General features: G+C 61.1%; 18 protein-coding genes. 12 read left to right on the top strand and 6 right to left on the bottom strand.

The features are described from left to right. Positions 1-6 precede the first annotated feature (6 nt). The 8 genes from rimI (at position 7) to VGG22_10350 (ending at position 5723) form a co-directional block, all read left to right on the top strand. Positions 7-522, top strand: coding sequence for a ribosomal protein S18-alanine N-acetyltransferase (rimI, locus tag VGG22_10385; GenBank protein HEY1728771.1), 516 nt, complete (start codon positions 7-9; stop codon positions 520-522). Further along, entirely contained in the window at positions 519-1253 is a 735-nt protein-coding gene (locus tag VGG22_10380) for a hypothetical protein (GenBank protein ID HEY1728770.1), read from the top strand. Before rimI ends, VGG22_10380 begins: the two co-directional genes overlap by 4 nt. Continuing rightward, positions 1190-1837 (top strand): bis(5'-nucleosyl)-tetraphosphatase (symmetrical) YqeK, encoded by a 648-nt coding sequence (gene yqeK / locus VGG22_10375; protein HEY1728769.1) that lies wholly within the window; start codon positions 1190-1192, stop codon positions 1835-1837. Before VGG22_10380 ends, yqeK begins: the two co-directional genes overlap by 64 nt. Position 1838: 1 nt before the next feature. Continuing rightward, positions 1839-2174 (top strand): ribosome silencing factor, encoded by a 336-nt coding sequence (gene rsfS, locus VGG22_10370; GenBank protein HEY1728768.1) that lies wholly within the window; start codon positions 1839-1841, stop codon positions 2172-2174. A 177-nt stretch (positions 2175-2351) separates the two neighbouring features. Beyond that, the gene (locus VGG22_10365) at positions 2352-3341 is read left to right on the top strand and encodes a TPM domain-containing protein (GenBank protein HEY1728767.1); all 990 of its coding nucleotides are present in this window, start codon (positions 2352-2354) and stop codon (positions 3339-3341) included. Between the two features lie 74 nt (positions 3342-3415). After that, positions 3416-4153 (top strand): hypothetical protein, encoded by a 738-nt coding sequence (locus VGG22_10360; GenBank protein HEY1728766.1) that lies wholly within the window; start codon positions 3416-3418, stop codon positions 4151-4153. Continuing rightward, positions 4153-5055: a DUF5996 family protein gene (locus VGG22_10355; GenBank protein HEY1728765.1), complete on the top strand. Its 903-nt coding sequence runs from the start codon at positions 4153-4155 to the stop codon at positions 5053-5055. The genes VGG22_10360 and VGG22_10355 overlap by 1 nt, the downstream gene beginning before the upstream one ends. A gap of 2 nt (positions 5056-5057) precedes the next feature. Next, entirely contained in the window at positions 5058-5723 is a 666-nt protein-coding gene (locus tag VGG22_10350; GenBank protein ID HEY1728764.1) for a GntR family transcriptional regulator, read from the top strand. On the opposite strand, the gene VGG22_10345 is transcribed toward VGG22_10350, so the two are convergent. Genes VGG22_10345 through VGG22_10330 form a run of 4 tightly spaced genes read right to left on the bottom strand, consistent with a single transcriptional unit; the run spans position 5720 to position 11185 of the window. Beyond that, positions 5720-6907: an acetyl-CoA C-acyltransferase gene (locus tag VGG22_10345; protein ID HEY1728763.1), complete on the bottom strand. Its 1188-nt coding sequence runs from the start codon at positions 6905-6907 to the stop codon at positions 5720-5722. The genes VGG22_10350 and VGG22_10345 overlap by 4 nt on opposite strands. Further along, a complete protein-coding gene (locus VGG22_10340) occupies positions 6900-8990 on the bottom strand; it encodes a 3-hydroxyacyl-CoA dehydrogenase NAD-binding domain-containing protein (protein HEY1728762.1) in 2091 nt (696 codons plus the stop codon). The genes VGG22_10345 and VGG22_10340 overlap by 8 nt, the downstream gene beginning before the upstream one ends. Further along, entirely contained in the window at positions 8990-10822 is a 1833-nt protein-coding gene (locus VGG22_10335; protein HEY1728761.1) for an acyl-CoA dehydrogenase, read from the bottom strand. Before VGG22_10335 ends, VGG22_10340 begins: the two co-directional genes overlap by 1 nt. Before the next feature lie 12 nt (positions 10823-10834). Beyond that, positions 10835-11185 (bottom strand): helix-turn-helix transcriptional regulator, encoded by a 351-nt coding sequence (locus VGG22_10330; GenBank protein HEY1728760.1) that lies wholly within the window; start codon positions 11183-11185, stop codon positions 10835-10837. Positions 11186-11261: 76 nt separating this feature from the next. Between VGG22_10330 and VGG22_10325 the strand changes: the two genes are divergently transcribed. Beyond that, positions 11262-12074: an amidohydrolase family protein gene (locus VGG22_10325; GenBank protein HEY1728759.1), complete on the top strand. Its 813-nt coding sequence runs from the start codon at positions 11262-11264 to the stop codon at positions 12072-12074. Continuing rightward, entirely contained in the window at positions 12071-13276 is a 1206-nt protein-coding gene (locus VGG22_10320; protein HEY1728758.1) for a PLP-dependent aminotransferase family protein, read from the top strand. The genes VGG22_10325 and VGG22_10320 overlap by 4 nt, the downstream gene beginning before the upstream one ends. A 7-nt stretch (positions 13277-13283) precedes the next feature. On the opposite strand, the gene VGG22_10315 is transcribed toward VGG22_10320, so the two are convergent. Beyond that, positions 13284-13742, bottom strand: a complete 459-nt coding sequence (locus tag VGG22_10315; protein ID HEY1728757.1) for a helix-hairpin-helix domain-containing protein — start codon at positions 13740-13742, stop codon at positions 13284-13286. A 72-nt stretch (positions 13743-13814) separates the two neighbouring features. Between VGG22_10315 and leuS the strand changes: the two genes are divergently transcribed. Together leuS and VGG22_10305 are read left to right on the top strand one after the other, a co-directional pair. Continuing rightward, positions 13815-16340: a leucine--tRNA ligase gene (gene leuS, locus VGG22_10310; protein HEY1728756.1), complete on the top strand. Its 2526-nt coding sequence runs from the start codon at positions 13815-13817 to the stop codon at positions 16338-16340. Next, positions 16341-18167 (top strand): diguanylate cyclase, encoded by a 1827-nt coding sequence (locus VGG22_10305; GenBank protein ID HEY1728755.1) that lies wholly within the window; start codon positions 16341-16343, stop codon positions 18165-18167. It abuts the gene before it with no gap. Position 18168: 1 nt separating this feature from the next. Here VGG22_10305 and VGG22_10300 read toward each other — a convergent pair whose 3' ends face one another. Next, on the bottom strand, positions 18169-20121 hold the full coding sequence (locus tag VGG22_10300; protein HEY1728754.1) for an FUSC family protein: 1953 nt from the start codon (positions 20119-20121) through the stop codon (positions 18169-18171). Between the last annotated feature and the right edge of the window lie 49 nt (positions 20122-20170).

Genomic DNA, 20170 nt, shown 5'->3' with positions numbered 1-20170 from the left:
GTTATAATGAAACTCATCGGGCAGCGCCTGCAGATCGAAGCGATGCGCACGGAAGACGTTCCCGCGGTCCTGCAAATCGAATCCGTCTCATTTACGACGGCGTGGCCTGCGAACGCATTCTCGAACGAATTGAGCGAAAACAAGCTCGCACACTATTTCGCCGGACGCATCGACGGAAAGATCGTCGCTTACGGCGGCATCTGGGTGATTCTCGAAGATTCTCACATCACGACGATCGCCGTCGAACCGGGACATCGCGGACGAGGTTTGGGCGAGCAAATGCTGATTCACTTGCTCGATGAGGCGATGGAGCGCGGCGCATCGTGGATCACGCTCGAAGTTCGCGAGAGCAATGACGTTGCGCAGCGATTGTATCGCAAGTACGGATTCACGAACGTTAGCGTACGGCGCGCATACTACAGCGACAACAACGAGAATGCCGTCGTCATGTGGGCCGGGAATCTCCGCGGTGAGCTCTATCGAAACCGGCTGCGTGCATTGCGCGCTGCACTCTACGGGTGAGGCGGGCGACGGCGCTCGCAACCCTCACCGGCTTCGCACTCGCGTCCCATACCGCGATCGAAGCGCAAGATATGCCGGCGGACGTGATGCTCGGCCACAGCGTGATGTCCGCCGTGGACGCTTTCGGGATGCCGCAAGACGTCCAATCGCTCGATAGCGGTCACACCTGGATTTGGCACACGCCGCACGCTTTCTTGCGCTTCATAACGGATGACGCGATGAACGTTAAAGCCGTCGACGATCATCCGCTTGCACCGGGCGAACGACTTGCGCATGTCGACCTGTTCGGATACACGAAAGCGCGCGCCGACGCTGAACGGGGGACGGCCGACCTTTCAGGTCCGGATTTTCGCACCTACGATCTCGGCAACGAACACGTCCTCGAGCTCTTCTTCGATGACGCCGGAAAACTGACGCACGCCGTGTTCGGAGACCGCGGGTACGTTGCGCGCCTCGGATTCGTTCCGGCCGACCGCGAGATGCTGCGCGTGCTGCAGTATAGCGCGCCGAAGATTCGTCGCACGCCCGCAGTGCTCGCGGTCGCGCCGATGTCGGTCGCGCGCTGCGAAATCGGCAAAGACGGCCACGTCGACGCGGTCTCGATCGTCGCCGGCTCTCTCACTCCCGCGCAACGTGTACGCATAGTCACATACGTACGCAACACGTCATGGACGCCGGCGAAATTCGACAACGTCCCCGTGAAGTCGATCGCGTTCTGGATGGTGCGGTGACCGGCGTCGAGTTCGTCCGGCTCGGCAAACGCGTGCACGCGCACATCGGCCAGCAGCATCGCTACGCGCACACGTTACGCGTCGCGCGCATGGCGGTTCGGCTTGCGCGACGGTACCGTGAGAATGTCGAGCGTGCAATGCTGGCCGGCATGCTGCACGATCTTGCGCGCTTGTACACGCCGGAGCGTCTGCTCGAGGAATCTCGCGCGCGCGGACTTGCGATCGGCGCCTTCGAAGAAACGCACCCACGGGTTCTGCACGCGCGTATCGGCGCCGAGCTCGCTCGGGAAGAGTTTGGAATCGATGACGAGCGGATTCTCTCGGCGATCCGCTATCATACGCTCGGCGCGGGTTCGATGAATACCCTCGATGCCATCGTGTACTTGGCCGATTCTCTCGAACCGGGCCGCGATTTCGACGAACGCGCCGACCTCGAACGGCTTTCGTTCCACAATCTGAACGCAGCGATGCGTGAGACGCTGCTCGCCACGACAGCTTTTCACGGCGCGTCCGGAAAATCTATCGCACCGGAAACTGCCGCCGCCATCGAACTGTTTTCATCAGAGGAGAAGAAAACTGCCTGAATTGATCGAGACCGTGCGGGCCGCCGCAGAAGACAAGAAAGGCGAGGACATCACCGTCCTGGATTTGGACGGGCGAACCATCGTCGCCGACACGTTCGTGATCGTCACCGGCCGCTCGAACGTCCAAACGCGAGCGATCGCTGACGCGATCATCGAGAAGTCGAAAGCTGAGGGGTTCGGCGTAGCGCGCACCGAGGGCTATTCCGACGGGAATTGGATTCTGATCGACCTTGGGTCCGTCGTTGCGCACGTTTTTACACCGGAGAGCCGTGCGTTCTACAATCTCGAGCGGTTGTGGGGTCCGGGCACTCGCGCGGCACGCGCGATCGAATCCTAGTGCCCGGCTACCAGACGCGAAGCCGTCGGGCGTTTCGCCAGTCGCTCATCCGAATGGGCATTTGGGTGTTCCTCTTGCTCTTCGTTGCAAGCATTGTCGGCGTCGCCATCGTAACGGTTCGAGCGCGCTGAAACTCCCCCGCATGGCCGGGGGTATCAGCAGCCGGAGACCTCGAGAATGAAGATTTTGACTGCTCTGGGCACGGCGCTCGTCGTCCTTGCCCTCAACCTCGCACCCGCCGTTGCGCGCGACCAATACGTCGTCGACAACGCGCACTTGTTCTCCACGCAGGCAGTCCAAGCGGCAAACACACGAATCAACGATTTTGCTGCGACCACCGGCAAAGAGATTCTCGTCTATACGACGCCGTCGCTCGATGGTGCGACCGTCGATAGCGCCGCGGAGCGCATCTTCGCGCAGCAGCAAGTCAACGGCGTCATGATCTTCATTTCGAAAGATCCCAAGAAGATCGGCGTGTATCCGGATCGCGCCTCGCATGCGTTTTTCCCGGCGGGGACGACGTCAGCAATTCGCGACGCGATTGCCGCTGGATTCAACTCGGGAAATTTCGACGAGGGCTTGCAGAACGGCGTATCGCTGACGATGAGTTATTATCGCAGCCATCTGCCGGCGCGTACTTCGTACAATCCGAATGCAGTGGTCGTTCGGCATCAAACCGGGGGCTTTAGTATGGGCTGGATATTCTTCTTTTTGATCATCGTCGTCGCGTTTTTGGTGCTGCGTGCGCTCTACCGTGCACTCTTCGCACCGCGCGTCGTCGGCCCGACCAGCGGCCCCTATCCGATGAGTCCCGGCGCGACGGGCTATGGGCCCGGTCCCGGCTACGGTTACGGCGGCGGCGGTTTTGGCGGCGGCGGGGGCTTCTGGAGCGGCCTGCTGGGCGGTCTGGGGGGCGCTTGGCTCGGAAACGAGATCTTCGGCCAACACAACAATTTTGGCGGTAACATCGGCAGCGCCGGCTTCGGCGGCACCGATCCTGGCGCCGGCGGCGACCAGTCAGGCTTTCAGTCCGATCCGGGGCAAATCGACATGGGCAATGCCAGCTCGGGCGACTGGGGTGGCGGCGGCGACAGCGGCGGTTGGGGCGGCGGCGATGGTGGCGGCTTCGGCGGTGGCGGTGGTGGCGACGGCGGTGGCGGCTGGTAACCAACTCGATTAAGAGATTGTTGAAAAGCTAGGTCTCAGCACGGTTTAAGCCCCACGGCCTAGGATACTGCAGCATGGTTAGCGTCCGCCAAGTCAGACAGCGACTCGTTTCAGCGTTTCTCATTGTGGCGATGTTCACGGCGCTCGGCCTACGAGTGGCCGCTCATCCCGCCTTGGGGACGCACCAGATCGTCAGCGACCCGGTCACGGCGCTCGACGTCGTCTCGAATCTGTCGGCACGCAACGCCGCGCTATCGACATTCCAAGCGCATGTCGATATCCGTCTTCACACCGGCATTCCGTTCCTCAATCCTACCTTCGAGGGAACGACATATTTCAAGCAGCCCGACCGTCACGAAGTCATCTTCACGAAATCGCCCTCGTACGCCAAGGGTTTTGAACAGCTCTATAGCGATGTCAGTGATCCCGCGGTGTGGGACAAGAAATTCATCTGCACGATCGACGGCGAGCAAGACCGCAATGGAACAAAAGATATCGCCCTGCGCCTCGTTGAGCGCGTTCGCGGTTCACTCGATCACGAAACCGTCCTGGTCGATCCGCGCCACTGGGTGATCGACGAAATCGTCTACTATTATTACAGCGGCGGACGCATCACGGTCGACAAAATCTACGGTTACGAGGAAGGCTTCGCAGTGCTCTCCGACGAGCACGCACTGATTGCGATGCCACCGTTTCCGCACGCACGTGCCGACGCACATTATACGCAGTACAAGATCAACGTCGCCATCGACGATTCGGTCTTCACGGAAAAAGCCACCAAACACATCGGCGTCGACTCCACGGCGCGCTAGTGGAGGTCTGGCCCAGTCTGCGGCACGACGACTGGCATGACACGCAGTTAACGCTCCAATTGTGGACGCAGATCGTCGGCAAGATACGTCTGCGACAGCAACCACTCGTCAATCACTGGTGGAACGTTACGCTTTACGTCACACCACGCGGACTTACGACCTCGATCATGCCCTATAGCCAAGGGCACGATTTCGAAATCACGTTTGATTTTCTCGATCATACGCTATACATCCGTGATTGTGACGGCGCCGTGCGTTCGATCCCGCTCGAGCCGATGAGCGTCGCCGAATTTTACAAGCGTCTCATGTCCGAGCTGGACGCGCTCGGGATGCCGGTGCGCATTAACATGAAGCCGAACGAAGTGGCCGACGCGATACGGTTCGATCAGGACACGCAGCACGCTTCGTACGATAAGGAATACGCGACGCGATTTTGGCGCGTGCTCGAGCAAGCCGACCAGTTGTGCAAGCAGTTTCGTGCGAGCTTTCTCGGCAAAGCGAGTCCCGTGCACTTCTTTTGGGGAAGTTTCGATCTCGCGGAGACACGCTTCTCCGGGCGCATCGCACCGCCGCATCCCGGCGGTATTCCGAATCTTCCGGACTCGGCGACCCGCGAGGCATACTCGCACGAAGAACAGAGCGTGGGCTTCTGGCCGGGAATGCCCGGACTAGACGCGCTGTTCTACGCGTACGCATATCCCGAGCCCGCGGGCTTTGCCGAGGCGAAGATCAAACCTAGTACCGCATCGTGGAATCCGAATCTCAAAGAATTCGTGTTGCCCTACGAAGCCGTACGCACTTCCAGGGACCCTAATCGCGCCGTGCTCGACTTCTTCGAGTCCACCTACGATGCGGCAGCCAATCTCGGAAAGTGGGATCGCGCCGCGCTCGAGCGCCGCTAACCATGCGACGCGGCGGCCTAGATCATCTCAGCCAGCAAGCATACGAGCGTGTGCGCACGATGATCACGGAAGGCCACTACCCGCCGAGCGAGGTCATTCGTGAGATCGACCTCGTCCGAAATTTCCAGATGAGCCGCACCCCCGTGCGCGAGGCGCTGCATCGTCTCGAGGGCGAGGGTTTGATACGGCGCACGACGGCCGGCGGATTCGTCGCCAGTGAGCTCGGACGCAAAGAGCTCATCGACATCTATCAGGTACGCGAAGTGCTAGTCGGACTCGCAGCGCGTCTCGCGGCTCAAAACCGGACGCGCATCGATATCGCGCATCTCGAGGAAGAAAACGATGCGATCGATCGCGCCTGTGCTTTTAGTGAGAGTGAAGATGCCGACAATCGCGTTCGCGCGTTCTACCACGCGCTGGCCGCGGCAAGCGGAAACGAGTCGTTGCGCAAGATGCTCAGCCGTCTTACGGATCTCTTTCGCTATCGAGCCCTATCAGTGACGCACCCGGAATGGCGCGATCAACTTTCTGCGCGTCATCGCAGTTTGATCGACGCGATCGCGAAACAAGATGCGGCACGCGCCGAGCACGCCGGACGCGATCTGGTCTCGAAGTCGCTCGAGATTCGTCTTTCGGACAAAGCGCCGGCCGACGCCAAGCTCGGTTAGTTTAGAGCGACTTCGAACAGACCCGCGGCGCCTTGACCGCCACCGACGCACATCGTGACGACGACGTACTTCGCTTTGCGCCGCTTGCCTTCGATCAGTGCGTGCATGACGAGCCGCGTTCCGCTCACGCCGTACGGATGACCGACGGCGATCGCGCCGCCATCGACATTGAAGATCTCGTTCGGTAGACCCAGCTTGTCGCGGCAATACAGTGCTTGCACGGCGAAGGCTTCGTTGAGCTCCCACAAACCGATATCGTCAATCCGCAGATTGTGGCGTTTGAGCAGCTCGGGGACTGCGAAGACGGGACCGATTCCCATCTCGCCGGGATCGCATCCAACCACCACCATGCCGCGATAGAATCCGAGCGGCTGCAGATTGCGCTGCTCGGCAAGCTTCGCATCCATCACGACGACGGCAGCGGCGCCGTCGGAAAGTTGCGATGAATTGCCGGCCGTGATCGTCGATTTTGCATCGATCACGCCTTTGAGCGCAGCCAGACCTTCGAGCGTCGTGTCGGTGCGATTGCCTTCGTCCCTTTTCAGGAACGCGCGCTCCTCGCGAAAAGAACCACTGTCTTTATCTTCGAGAACCTTCCAGGTCTCGAGCGGGACGATCTCCTGATCGAACCGGCCCGCTGCTTGCGCGGCGGCCGTTCGCTGCTGGCTCTGCAGCGAAAACTGATCTTGCTGTTCGCGCGTAATCTTATAGTGGTTCGCGACGTTGTCGGCGGTCTGCAGCATCGGCATGTAAATGTCGGGCTCGTTCCGCAAAATCCACTCTTCTGTGAAGTTGTGACGGTTGACGACCTGCTGCACCATGCTGATCGACTCACAACCGCCGGCGACGACGACTTGCGCACCGTCGACGATGACGCGTTGCGAAGCCAGCGAAACCGACTGCAGGCCCGATGCGCAATAGCGATTGATCGTCGTCCCGGGGACACGCAGCGGAAGGCCGGCGCGCAGCGCTGCAACGCGCCCAAGATTGTGTCCGGTTGCGCCCTCTGGTAGTCCGACGCCGAGAACGACGTCCTCGACTTCGGCCGGATCGACTTTTGCTCGTTCAACGGCGTGTTTGACGACGTGACCCGCCATCGTCGCGCCGTGCGTTTGATTGAATGCACCGCGGAATGCACGGCCGATCGGCGTCCGCGCAGCCGAGACGATCGCAGCTTCACGCATGAGCAAGCTCCTTTGACGTGGGACGATGGTCCGCAAGCTTTCCGCCGCTTTGCGCCAGCTCCGCCAACAGCGGCGAACCTTCCCATCCGAACCCTTTGATGTCGGCGTAGACCTTGGCGATGCCGGCTTGATCCGCGTACCACATTGGGCCGCCGGTGCGGGGTGGGAAACCGTAGCCGTAGATGTAGACTATGTCTTCGTCGCCGGCGCGCAGGGCTATGCCGGTCCTAAGCAGTTCCGCACCGACGTTCACGAGCGCGTAGACGAGGCGTTTGACGATCTCTTCGTCATTGACGGCTCGCGGCGCGATGCCCGCAGCTTTGGCTTCTTCGGCGAAGATGTTCTCAACTTCAGGATCGGGGATCGGCTCGCGCTGTCCCTTTTCATATTTGTAGATTCCGGCGCCGGTTTTCTGACCGTATCTCCCGAGTTGGTAAAGACGATCGATGATGTTGGTGCGCCTCCCGACCGCATCTTTGCGATCTTGTTGAATGCGCCAGAACACGTCGATTCCTGAAAGATCGAAAGTCGCGAACGGACCCATCGCCATGCCGAACTTTTTCATGACTGCATCAACGCGATGCGGCGGCACGCCTTCTTCGGCAAGCGCAATCGCTTCGCGCGAGTAATCGAAAAACATTCGGTTCCCGATGAACCCGAAGGCATTGCCGGAAAGCACGCCGACCTTACGCAATTTCTTGCCCAGCGCCATCGCGGTCGTGATCGTTTGCGGCGACGCCGTCTTCCCACGCACGATCTCGAGCAGCTTCATGATGTTGGCCGGCGCGAAGAAGTGCGTTCCGATCACGTACTCGGGGCGTTTTGTTTGCGCAGCCATCGTGTCGATGTCGAGCGTCGACGTGTTGCTGGCCAAAATTGCGCCCGGCTTTGCGAGGCTGTCGAGCTTTGCGAAGACCTCTTTCTTGACGTCCATGTTCTCGAAGACGGCTTCGACGACGATGTCGGCATTCTTGACCGCCGAGAGATCGCGCTCGAAGTCGATCGACGCAGTCCGAAGCTTCGCCTCTTCCTCGGTCATGCGCCCGCGTTTTACCTGATACGCGAACGTGTCGAGCACCGTTTGCTTGCTGCGCTCGATCTGCTCGCCGCTGGGCTCGACAATCGTTACGGGAATACCGGCACTCGCGAACGTGAGCCCGATACCGGTTCCCATAGTACCGCCGCCGATGACGGCGGCCGTCTTGATTTCGAGCGGCTGCGCAGCCGGCAGGCCGGGAATTTTTCCGAGCTCACGCTCGGCGAAGAACACATGCATCAGCGCGTGGGCTTCTGCCGAATCAACTAACTCGTCGAACAGTCGGAACTCGCGCGCGAGACCGCGCTGGAAATCAAACTCGAGCGCGGCTTCGACGGCATCGATGAGCTTGTGCGCGGCAAATCCGCCACGCTCTTCAGATGGAACCGACTTGTGCGCCAGCGCGAGGGCAAACGGGCCGGCGAACAAACCGCCCTTTGCGCCGAGCTCGGCGCGGCGCGCCGATATGCGCTTGCGCGGCGAGCGCGCGAACTGCATCGCGGTTTCGATTAGGTCACCCTCCGCAAGCGCATCGAAAATGCCGAGTTCACGGGCGCGCGCTGCGTCGATCAGATCGCCTTTGAGCATTATCTCGAGCGCCGATTGCGCTCCGATCAAACGCGGGAGGCGCTGTGTGCCGCCCGCACCAGGAATGAGACCGAGCTTGATTTCGGGCAGGCCTATCTTCGCGCGTGCAGTTCCGACCCGATAGTCGCACCCGAGTGCAAGCTCGAATCCGCCACCGAGCGCGATGCCGTCGATTGCGGCGATGTACGTTTTGGTGCCACGCTCGATGCGCCCGATAACGTCGCGAACCGATTTCGAATCTGCGGGCGGCCGGCGTAGAAAATCGTTGATGTCGGCGCCGCCGCTGAAGGGGCCGTTGCTTCCCGTGATGATGATTGCGACGATCGATGCATCGCTCTCCGCAGCATCGAATGCCGCAACCAGTTCACCCGAAAGCGCAAACCCGAGCGCGTTGATCGGCGGATTGGTTAGCGTGACGACGCGGACGCCGTCACGCCTCGCTTGCGTGAGCAACCCCATTAGGCGGTCACCGCGGATTTACGATCGAGCTCGAATTGATCTTCGGATAGCGCCATGACACTGGCCGCACCATTTTGAATCTCTGCTTGCAACCAGCGCGCCTGCGTAAGGACGTGCTCGGCGTAGAATCGGGCCGTTGCCAGCTTGGCTTTGTAGAAATCGGCGTCGGCGTCGCGCGCTGCGATTCTCGCCGCGGAAATTTGGGCGGCGCGCGCCATCTGCCAACCGCCGGCGACGATTCCCCACAGCTTCAAAAATGGTACCGAACACGCAACGCCCAGACGCACATCGCTTGCGGCGCTCATCCCGATCGCCTGCGAGGTTACCGCAAGCGCGTCAACTCCACGTACAAACTCCGCGTGAATCGCCTTGACGTCCGGATCGTCGGCGCTCGCAAGCTCGCCTGCTAAGGTCTTCATTTTCGCGACGAGCGCGGTCGCGGTTTTGCCCATGTCGCGAAGCAGTTTGCGTCCGACGAGGTCGAGTGCTTGGATTCCGGTCGTTCCTTCGTAGATCGCCGTAATCCGCACGTCGCGATATTGCTGCGCGATCCCGGTCTCTTCAATGAAGCCCATGCCGCCGAAGGTCTGCAACGCGGTCGAGCAGATGTCGATAGCGGCTTCCGTGCACCAGCCTTTTACGATCGGAGTCATAAACTCGACGAAGGCGCGGTGCTCTTTGCGCACGGACTCATCCGGACTCTTGTTCGAGTAGTCGAGCGATGCCGCAGTCACGTACGCAAGCGCACGCATGGCTTCGATCTGCGCCTTCATCGACATGAGCATGCGGCGCACGTCCGGATGATGGAAGATGGTCACGGCCTGCGCGCCACGCGCCGCTACGTCTTTGATGTCGCGGCTTTGGACGCGCTCTTTCGCGTAGGAGAGCGCGCTCTGATAGGCTCGATCTGCGATTGCGAGCCCCTGAACGCCGACCGAGAAGCGTGCGGCGTTCATCATGATGAACATATATTCCATGCCGCGATGCGGCTCGCCGACGAGATAGCCGATTGCGCCGCCGGTCTTCTCACCATAGTTCAGCGTGCACGTCGGGTTGGCGTTGATCCCCATCTTGTGCTCGATCGACGCGCAGTGCACATCGTTGCGCTCGCCGAGCGTTCCGTCGGCCTTCACCAAGAATTTCGGCACGATGAACATCGAGATGCCCTTCGTCCCTTCAGGCGCGTCCGGCAGTTTCGCGAGGACGAGGTGCACGATGTTCGGCACGAGATCGTGCTCGCCGAACGTGATGAAAATCTTTTGCCCGCTGACGCGATAGTGATCGCCTTCGGGGACGGCTTTCGTGCGAACGGCTGCGAGGTCGCTGCCGGCTTGCGGTTCGGTCAAGCACATAGTCCCAGTCCACTCGCCGGAGACGAGCTTCGGGATGAAACGCTGTTTTTGTTCGTGCGAACCGGTAAGTAAGATCGCTTCAATCGCGCCTTGATTGAGCAGCGGAGCGTTTGCGAAACCCACATTCGCGCCGTTCCACATCTCCAGCGTCGGACCGAGCAGCAACTGCGGCAGACCTTGACCCCCGAACTCAGGGTCGACCGGCAATCCAATCCATCCGGCCTTGGCAAACTGTGCGTACGCTTCTTTGAAGCCCTTGGGCGTCGTGACCACGCCGTCGCGCCACGTGCAGCCTTCCTTGTCGCCCGAGTGATTGATCGGATCGAGCACTTCGGTCGCAAACGTGCCGGCTTCTTCGAGAATTGCATCGACGACGTCGCCGGCTTCTTCGTAACCGGGCAGCTTCGCGAGCTCGTCCATTCCGGCAAGCTCTTTGAGGACGAACTGCATGTCACGCAACGGCGCGCGATAGGTGCTCATCGATGTTCCCCTTTATGCGATTTGATAAAGCTCTGAGTTTAGCCGGTCGATGGTCGCTGAGATCACGTCGAGATACGGACGCATGTTGCTCTTGATGCGCGCAAGCCGCTCTCGTCCGGCCGGAGTAATCGAATAGATCCGGCGCGAGCGTTTGGTCGGGTGTTCCCACTCGCCGGAAATGAATTCGCGCTCCTCGAGCCGGCGAAGCAGCGGGTAGATCGTGTTCGTGTTGACGGCGAGCAGTCCGTCGCAGACAGCTTGAATGCGCTGCATCAGGCCGTAGCCGTGGTCCGGTGCACCGTCCAAGAAATGGAGGATCAGGACCGGGAAGATCGTCTTGCTCTTGATAGGCCCCCGGAGCACGTCTTCAACCCCGGGCGTCTTCGGCGCAGGCATGTCGGATTTAGATAATGATACTTTTAATAAGGCCCGTCAAGAGATGATCGACCTTCATACCCACCTCCATCCGCCCCGGCTGTTCGCCGCGATCCGTCGATGGTTCGCCGAGCGCAGCTCCTGGAAGCTGGAGCACCAGCCGATGGAGCCGGCCGACGTGGCCGCCGTGTTGCGCGCAAATGGGGTCGAGCGGTTCGTCTTCTGCAGCTATGCGCACCGGGCCGGAATGGCGCGCGAGCTCAATGCTTGGCTCGCGGCCACGTCGCGCGAGCTCCGCGGTTACGGGTTGCCGCTGGCGACGGTCCATCTCGACGACCCGAATTATCTCGACGATTTCGAGGCGGCGCTCGCTGACGGATGCATCGGCATCAAGATTCACGAGGACGTGCAGCGTCTATACGTCGAGGACCCGCGCTTCGATCCCGTCTACGAGCGGCTGGGCGAACGCGGCTTCGTCCTCGCGCACGTCGGTCCGATTCCGTGGAGCGAGGACCTCGATGCTCCGAGCCGAGTCGAGCGCGTATTGCAGCGGCATCCGCGACTGCGATTCGTCGTCGCGCACATGGGCGGCGAAATCGTCGCCAAGTATGTTGCGCTGCTCGCGCGCTACCCGAACTTGTACCTCGATACAACCATGGCGTTTGCGGCGGATTCGCCGATGACGCTCGAGATCGATCGCAACCTCGTCGAAACGCACGCAGACCGTATTGTATACGGCACGGATTTCCCAAACGTCCCGTATCCCTACGACTCCGAGTTACGCGCGATCGACGCGCTCGGCTTGAGCGCGGCATCGCGAAATGCGATCGTTCGCGAGAATGCCCTTCGCCTAATCGGCGCGAAGGAAAGCCCATGAACCACGAGCTCTCGCGACGCGCGAAGCAATCGCAGCCGTCGATGATTCGCGAAATTCTGAAAGTCACGCAACGGCCTGAAGTGATCTCGCTTGCGGGCGGCTTGCCGGCGGCCGAGCTGTTTCCGCTCAAAGAGCTCGGCGAAGCGCAGGATCGCGTCGTTGCCGAGCGCGGCAGTGCGGCGTTTCAATATTCGGTAACCGAAGGCGTTCCCGAGTTGCGCTCGTGGGTCGCACAGCGCATGAACGCGCGCTACAGCAGCAACATCGAACCGAACGACGTTATGGTGACGAGCGGGTCGCAGCAAGGTCTCGATCTTTTTGCACGTGTGCTCATCGATCCCGGCGACACGATCGTCGTTGAAGATCCGACGTATCTCGGTGCACTGCAAGCCTTCGATGCGTACGAACCGCAATATCTGACGGTCGCGACCGACGCGGACGGCATCATACCGGAAGCGCTGGACACGGCTCTGCGCGGCGCGAAAAAGCGCCCGAAGTTCTTGTACTTGATTCCAAACTTCGAGAATCCGACCGGAATCACGCTGGCGCGCGAACGCCGGCCGAAGATCGTCGAGATTTGCGAAGCGCACGACCTTCCGATTCTCGAAGACGATCCGTACGGCGAGATCTGCTTCGATGCAGACGGTCCGGCGCGTCCTCTGCTATCGTACGCACGGAAAGCCGGTATCACGTATCTGGGCACCGGATCAAAGATCGCGTCGCCGGGTCTGCGCGTCGCGTGGATGGTTACGCGCGACAAAACGCTGCACGACAAGCTCGTGACAGCCAAGCAAGGCGCCGACTTGTGCAGCAGTCCGTGGGCGCAATACGTGCTCTACGAATTCGTGCGCAGCGAGCCGCGTCTACAAACGCATCTCGACATCGTGCGCGCCGCATACCGTTCGCGGCGCGATGCGATGATCGGTGCGCTCGCCGCAACGATGCCGAAAGATGCAGCATGGAATACGCCTGGGGGCGGGATGTTTCTCTGGGTGACAATTCCGGGCCTCAATACCGATGAGCTGTTCGAAGTCGCGGCACGCGATAACGTCGTGTTCGTTCCCGGTCGCACGTTCTTCGCGCATCGCGATCGTGGCGACGGACTACGCTTGAATTTTTCGGCAATGAAGGAACCCGTGATTCGCGAGGGCGTCGAGCGCCTTAGCAAAGCGGTTCGTGAATTCGAGGGCGCGCCCGCTTAGTGGATAGCTATCTCACGACGACGTATCGCCCAAGGCTTGCGAGCCTTGTTGCCGAGATGCCGTCGAGATCGTCCAGATCGTCGAGTGTTTGGAACGGGCCGACCAATCCGCGGTACTCGACGATACGCTGCGCGAGGTAATCGCCGACGCCCGGAATGCGCGCAATCGTTGCGGCATCCGCGCGATTGAGATCGATCGGGTGGAGTGGGATGTTGTCGTGATGCCGAGATCTGCGCTGATGCGCACGATTCCGGCGGTCCTTCGACTTCGCTCGCTTGCGCTCGCTACGCTCAGGATGACAACCCGGTACCGCGCACTCTGAACGAGCCGCAACCGCCGCAGCATCCGAAGCCGCTGCACTCGTCGGAGCAAACGAGAGCGCGGGTGCGGCGCGCGGAGGGCGAACGAGCGCGGCGGTCGCGAGGATGGCGATAACGGCAACCGCGAGGGCCGCTTTCCGTATCATATTCCTCGTTCACGCCGGAGCTGACGACGGCAAGGACAGGCACGGGCGGCCGCGAGGCAAACAAAGACCACGATGGCAATCGAGCATGCGCCGAACGCGGCGCAGGGACACGACTTTCGGACAATCGAGCGCAAATGGCAAGAGCGGTGGGAAGCCGACGGTTTGTACGCCACGCGCCTCGATGACCCACGGCCTCCGTACTACACGATGGAGATGCTGCCGTATCCCTCGGGCGATCTGCATGTCGGTCACGCCAAGAATTACACGCTCGGTGACGCCGTTGCACGCTTGATGCGCATGCGTGGCTACAACGTGCTGCATCCGCTCGGTTGGGACGCGTTCGGATTGCCCGCCGAGAACGCCGCTATTCAGCGCGGCATTCCACCCGGCGAATGGACGCAAAGTAACATCGCCAACATGCAGCGCCAAATCCGGCTGCTCGGCACCGGATACGATTGGTCGCGCGAGTTTGCGACCTGCGAGCCACGTTACTACCGGTGGAATCAATGGTTGTTCTTGAGGCTTTACGAGAAGGGACTCGCATATAAACGCGAAGCGCCCGTCAATTGGTGTCCCTTCGATCAAACCGTTCTCGCGAACGAGCAAGTCGAAGACGGCAAGTGCTGGCGCTGCGGAAACGCGGTCGAGCGGCGCTTGCTCTCGCAATGGTTCCTGAAGATCACCGACTTCGCAGATCGTTTGCTGGCGGGACTCGATCGACTCCAAGGTTGGCCGGATCGCATCAAGTTGATGCAGCGCAACTGGATTGGGCGCAGCGAGGGATGCACGTTTTCCTTCGGTGTCGACGGAGTATCCGAACGCATTCCGGTATTTACGACACGGGTCGACACGGTCTACGGCGTCACCTTCGTCGTGCTCGCACCCGAGCATCCGCTCGTTGCGAAGATTCTCGACGTTCATCCGGCGCGCCGCGCGCAAGTTGAAGCTTTTGCGCAATCGCTCAAAAGCAAGTCGGAGCTCGAGCGAACGAGCTTGATGGAGAAGCAAGGCATCCCGATCGGTGCCGATGCGATTCATCCGCTGACCGGCGAGCGCGTACCGATTTTGGTTGCAAACTATGTGTTGGCGGAATACGGAACGGGCGCGGTCATGGGCGTCCCCGCGCACGACGATCGCGATTTCGCTTTCGCAACACAGATGGGTTTACCGATCACGTTCGTCGTCGAGCCTTCCGACGGTTCGCAGGCGCCGGCCGATCAAGCCTACCTCGTCGACGACGAGGAAGGACGCCTCGTGAATAGCGGCCCGTTCAGCGGTTTGTCCGCGCCGGATGGCCGAGACGCAATCACACAGCGCATGATCGAGCTCGGCATCGGCGAGTCGACGATTAACTACAAGTTCCGCGATTGGCTGATCTCGCGTCAACGCTATTGGGGAACGCCAATACCGATCGTCTATTGTCCGACCGACGGTGAAGTCGCCGTACCGGACGATCAGCTGCCCGTGCTCCTGCCGCCGGACGTACCGATCACCGGAGAAGGCTCGCCGCTCGCGCGTGACGAGCGCTTCATGAACACGACGTGCCCCAAATGCGGTGGTCCGGCGCGTCGCGAGAGCGACACGATGGACACGTTCTTCGATTCGTCGTGGTACTACGTTCGCTATATCGATCCGAACAACGAACGTGCCGCCTGGGATCCGAAGATCGTCTCGCGCTGGCTGCCCGTCGATCAATACATCGGCGGCGCGGAACACGCGGTGCTGCACTTGCTGTACGCCCGATTCTTCTACATGTTTTTCGTCGACATGGGCTGGATCGAAGGGAAGAACGGCAACCCGCCGGACGACGAGCCGTTCACGCGCCTCTTCAATCAAGGCATGGTGCTCGGGGAAGGCCACGAGAAGATGAGCAAGAGCCGCGGCAACGTCGTCGGCATCGACGCAACGGCCGAACGGCACGGTGTCGATGCGATGCGGTTGTTCTTGCTGTTCGCAGCGCCGCCCGAAGACACGATGGATTGGGCCGAAACCGGCATCCAGGGCCGCGTGCGCTTCTTGGCGCGCGTCTGGCGCGCAAGTGAACCGCTGCTCGCGCAGGCTCGCAAAGTTCCCGTCGATCGCCTACCCGAGATGCGCGGGAAATTGCAGCGCGATCTCGTGCGTCAAGTCCACGCGACGCTGAAGTCCGGAAGCGACGAAGTAATGACGCGCCGTTTCCATTTCAACACGACCGTCGCCGAGCTCGACAAGCTGATCAATGCGCTCGCTGGCGCCCTGCGCGACGGACTGAGCGACGATCCAGCCGTGCACTACGCCGTGCATACGATGCCGCTCGTGCTCGCGCCGTTCGCGCCGCACATCGCCGAAGAGCTATGGCACCGCATGGGTTACGAGCGCTCCGTTCATCTCGAGCGGTGGCCCGAAGTTGATCCCAAAGCGCTAGCCGTTGACGAGATCACGCTGGTCGTGCAGATCAACGGCAAGATTCGCGCGCGAATTGTAGCTGAGCCGGGACTGAGCGAAGAGGGCGCCGTCACCCTTGCGATGGCCGACAAGAACGTACAATCGCATCTCGACGGGCGTGAGATCCGCAAGCGACACTATGTCACAGATAAGCTGCTGAGCCTGGTCGTGTAGGTGACGCTTTCGACGCGACTGTGGCTCTCCGCGACGGTCGTGCTGATCACGTTGATCGTCTATTGCGCAGTGCTGGTCCAAGCGTTACACGTAACGCGCGTCGCGGAATCTCTGCGCAGCAACACCCGCGAGACGATCGGCTCCGCCAATCGCGTCATCTCCGAGCTCAAGGATGTCGAAACCGGAGGCCGCGGATTTTTGCTGACGGGAGATCAGCGTTTCATGGAGCCCTATGTTTCCGGACGCATACGAGCGCTCGCGGGAATGCGCGATCTGCATCGCTACTCGTCCGGCGCGGACCTGTCGATTCGATCGCAAGTCGCAACGCTGGATACACTCGTGGCACGTAAGTTGGATGACGCGGCGATCCTCATCGCCGACCGTCGCTCGCTACACTGGAACCTGCGGCACGAGATTCCATTGATCGATCGCGGCAAGGTAGACATGGATGCGGCGCGCGCGGCGGTGGCGTCCATCGTAACTCAGGAGAGCCAAGAGCTTGCGACGATCGACCAGGGGTTAGCGCGTTTGCGTACCGACATGATCGTAATCGCACTCATTGGAACCCCGCTCGTCGCGCTAGCCGTCATTGTGTCGACGGCGCTCGCGTTGGGCGCTTTTCGCGCGCAGCGGGCTCGTTTACAACGCGCACTGGAAGAGATGGGAAGCGAAGGCGGTGCCATCGATCTCATGAACCTGAGCGTCAATGACTTCGCGGACGTCGCAACCGCCTTTAACGATATGGCGATACGCCTCTCATCCGAGGCGACTCGCCGTGACGTGGCCGAAGCGAAACTGACGGAGACCAATACGGAACTGCGTGGGAAAGCACGCTCGCTCGAGATCTATTCGCGGACCGTCAATCTGGTGCGACGCATGGCCGATCGCCTTCCCGCCTGCGCCGACGAAGACGAGTTCTCGTCGGTGATCCAAAGTTTCGCACCGCAGCTTACGCCCGGACGACGCGGCGCGCTCTACCTCATGGCGAATTCGCACAACCTGCTGCACATGGGAGCCTCGTGGAGTGGACCGTTCACCAGTCGCGAGGAGTTCACGCCGGCCGAGTGCTGGGCTCTGCGCCGAGGACAAGAGCACATCAGTGGCCTGGGACACATCGAAGTCTCGTGCGCGCACATCGTCGGAGGCGCGGGGAGCACGCACTGGTGCGTGCCGCTCGTCGCACAGAGTGAGACCGTTGGTTTGCTTTATCTGGAAGGCACCGAAGAAAGCGACGAAACCGACACCGTCCATGTCTTGAGCGAAACAATCGCTCTGGCCCTCGTCAACTTGCGCCTGCGCGAGAAACTGCGCTCGCAATCCGTGCGCGACCCGTTGACCGCGATATACAACCGGCGCTACATCGATGAAACGCTCGATCTCGAATTGGCGCGTGCGCTCCGTTCGAAAAATGCCATCGCCGTGATCATGCTCGACATCGATCACTTCAAGAAGTTCAACGACACATTCGGGCATGAAGCCGGCGACCTCGTGCTCAGGGGAGTCGCAGATGTCCTTGCAACGTCCATGCGCCGAGGCGACGTCGCGGGACGCTTCGGTGGTGAGGAATTTCTCTTGATCATGCCCGGAGCCGACCTGGACCTCGCGACATCACGCGCCAACATGATGCGAGAGGCAATTAGTGCACTCGAACTCTCGCAAGGCGGTCAAAAGGTAGGGCGCGTTACGGCGTCATTTGGTGTTGCGATTTTTCCAGAGGACGGAGAAACGGCCCATCTGTTGGTGCAAACGGCAGACAAAGCGCTCTACGCCGCCAAATCCGCGGGCCGCAACCGCGTCGTAGCCGCGAGAACCGAAGCGAGAACCTAAGTCACTCCTCGGTACTCGCAAGTTCGACGAGCGTGTTTGTCGCGTCGACGAGCGAGTCGCCGACGGCAAGGAGCATGGCAGCGTTTGGATCGGTATCGGCGCTGATCTGCTCCTGTGTCGCGCGATACGCTTCGCGCAGATGCGGCGGCTCGCCATGCGGTTGCGCGTCGCGCAACGCCGACTCGGCGTATTCGAGCGCGCTATCGAGCGCGTCCGCGAACGGCTTGAGACCGCTTCGGGTCGCGTGCTCGGTGTGATCGAAGTGCGCGTTGAGCGAGAGCGTTCCGAGTCCAATGCGACGCGATGCGGCGAGCACGCCGAGCGCGCATTGCGGCGAGATCGCGTGCGTCGAGTGCGGATCGCCCAGCATTCGATCGACTGACGCCTCAGCGTTCGCGCGCTGGCTCCAAGACGTGCGCTGCGCGTCCGCGATATCTTTTGCCGAATATTTTGCGGGGTCGAGATAGGCGGTAAATACCGCGCGCAAATATTTACGCTGGCCTTCGATCAAGTCGGCCAGCGCCGTTCGGACACGCGTCGCTTCCCATGTCGGCCATACGAAGATCGCGATCAAGGCTAGCGCTCCCGCGACGACGGTGCCTAGGACGCGATCGCGCAATGCCATCGCTTCGGGCTGGCCGAGGAGTGCGAGCGCGAACGCGACATATGATGTAATTGCGACGGTGAAGAGTGCGTAGTTGGCTTTGAATACGTAGTAGCCGATGCTCGCAAAGACGATGCACAGCGCAACGTAGGTCTCGACGCCGGGACGAACGTGCGCTGCGATCACGGTCGCGAATACCGCGCCCAGAAGCGTGCCGCCGATCCGCCCGATGCTGCGCAAGAACGTCTGCGAAAAATCCGGCCGTAAGAGAATAACGGCCGTCATCGCGATCCAGTAGCCGTGCTGCGTCGGTAGAATGCCGCCCAGAATCGTAGCCAGCGCAAGGGTGGCCGCAACGCGCGGCGCCAGCCGCCCGAACGGCGAGTTTTGCGTTAGGTTTGCACGTAGCGTCTCGACCGTATCCTCGATCGCGGGCAAACGGAACGAAAGCAGCGAGCGTTGTTCGACGACGGTAACCGGCGCGTCCGCCGGGAAGGTCGCAAGCCGCCACGCGGAGCGGAGCTGTCCAGATAGCGCATGGGCTTCGCTGCGGACATGCGCCGCCGCGCTGCGCTGTGCTTCGAGACGTCCTTCTGCCGAGCTGATACGTTCCCACGTACCGCTCGAGTCGACCGGTTCGCGCGCTGCATCAAGCGCATCCGCAACTTCCGTGAGAATCTTGGCGCTTCCTTGAATCAGCTCGTCGATCGCTTCGGTATCGCCGCCGAGCGCGCGATCGGTTGCGAGCGCCGCCAGACTGCCGCGAATACGTTTGAGCTCATCGAGCAGCGACTGAAACGCCGCGACGTCGCCGCGTCGCGCGAACGGCTGCGGATCGGCGAGTGCTTGTTGTACGTTCGCGAGCGGCTGCGACGATGGCAAGACTTCTCTGCCCGCTGCGATGTCGAGTGCGTAAACCGCGAGATTGCGCGCGGCTGCCGCCAGCGAATGACGCTCGACCGAAAACCGGCGCAGCGGCCAGACGCTCACGAGCAAAAACGTCTGCACGAGACCACCGGCAAAAACGAGCACGCCGCTCTGAGCCGCAAGCTCGACGTTCGAAGGCAGATGGCCGAAGATGATCAGCGCGATGACGGAGTTGATTCCGATCGTCGTCGCCGCGGGACCGAGGCTGGCGATGATTCCATAGGCATAACCCCAGAGCATCGTAACGATGACGAGCGCCATGAGCGAGTGCCCGGCGAGCGCTCCGACGAAGGCCGAGAGCGCCATTGCGCCGGCTGTCCATAACATCGCCGATGCACGCGTGCGATAGACGCCTTGCTGTGATGCAAAGCCGGATGCAATCGCGCCCATCGCCGCAGGAAACCCGAATTGCGGCGCACCCATGAGGAGCGCCGCGATCAGCGGAATCGCGACGCCCGCGCCGGAGCGAAGT

The sequence above is a fragment of the Candidatus Baltobacteraceae bacterium genome (assembly GCA_036489885.1).
In the GTDB taxonomy this organism is placed as follows: Bacteria; Vulcanimicrobiota; Vulcanimicrobiia; order Vulcanimicrobiales; family Vulcanimicrobiaceae; genus JAFAMS01.
Note: the sequence above shows the minus strand (reverse complement) of the source record. Positions and strands in the feature narration are given on the sequence as shown.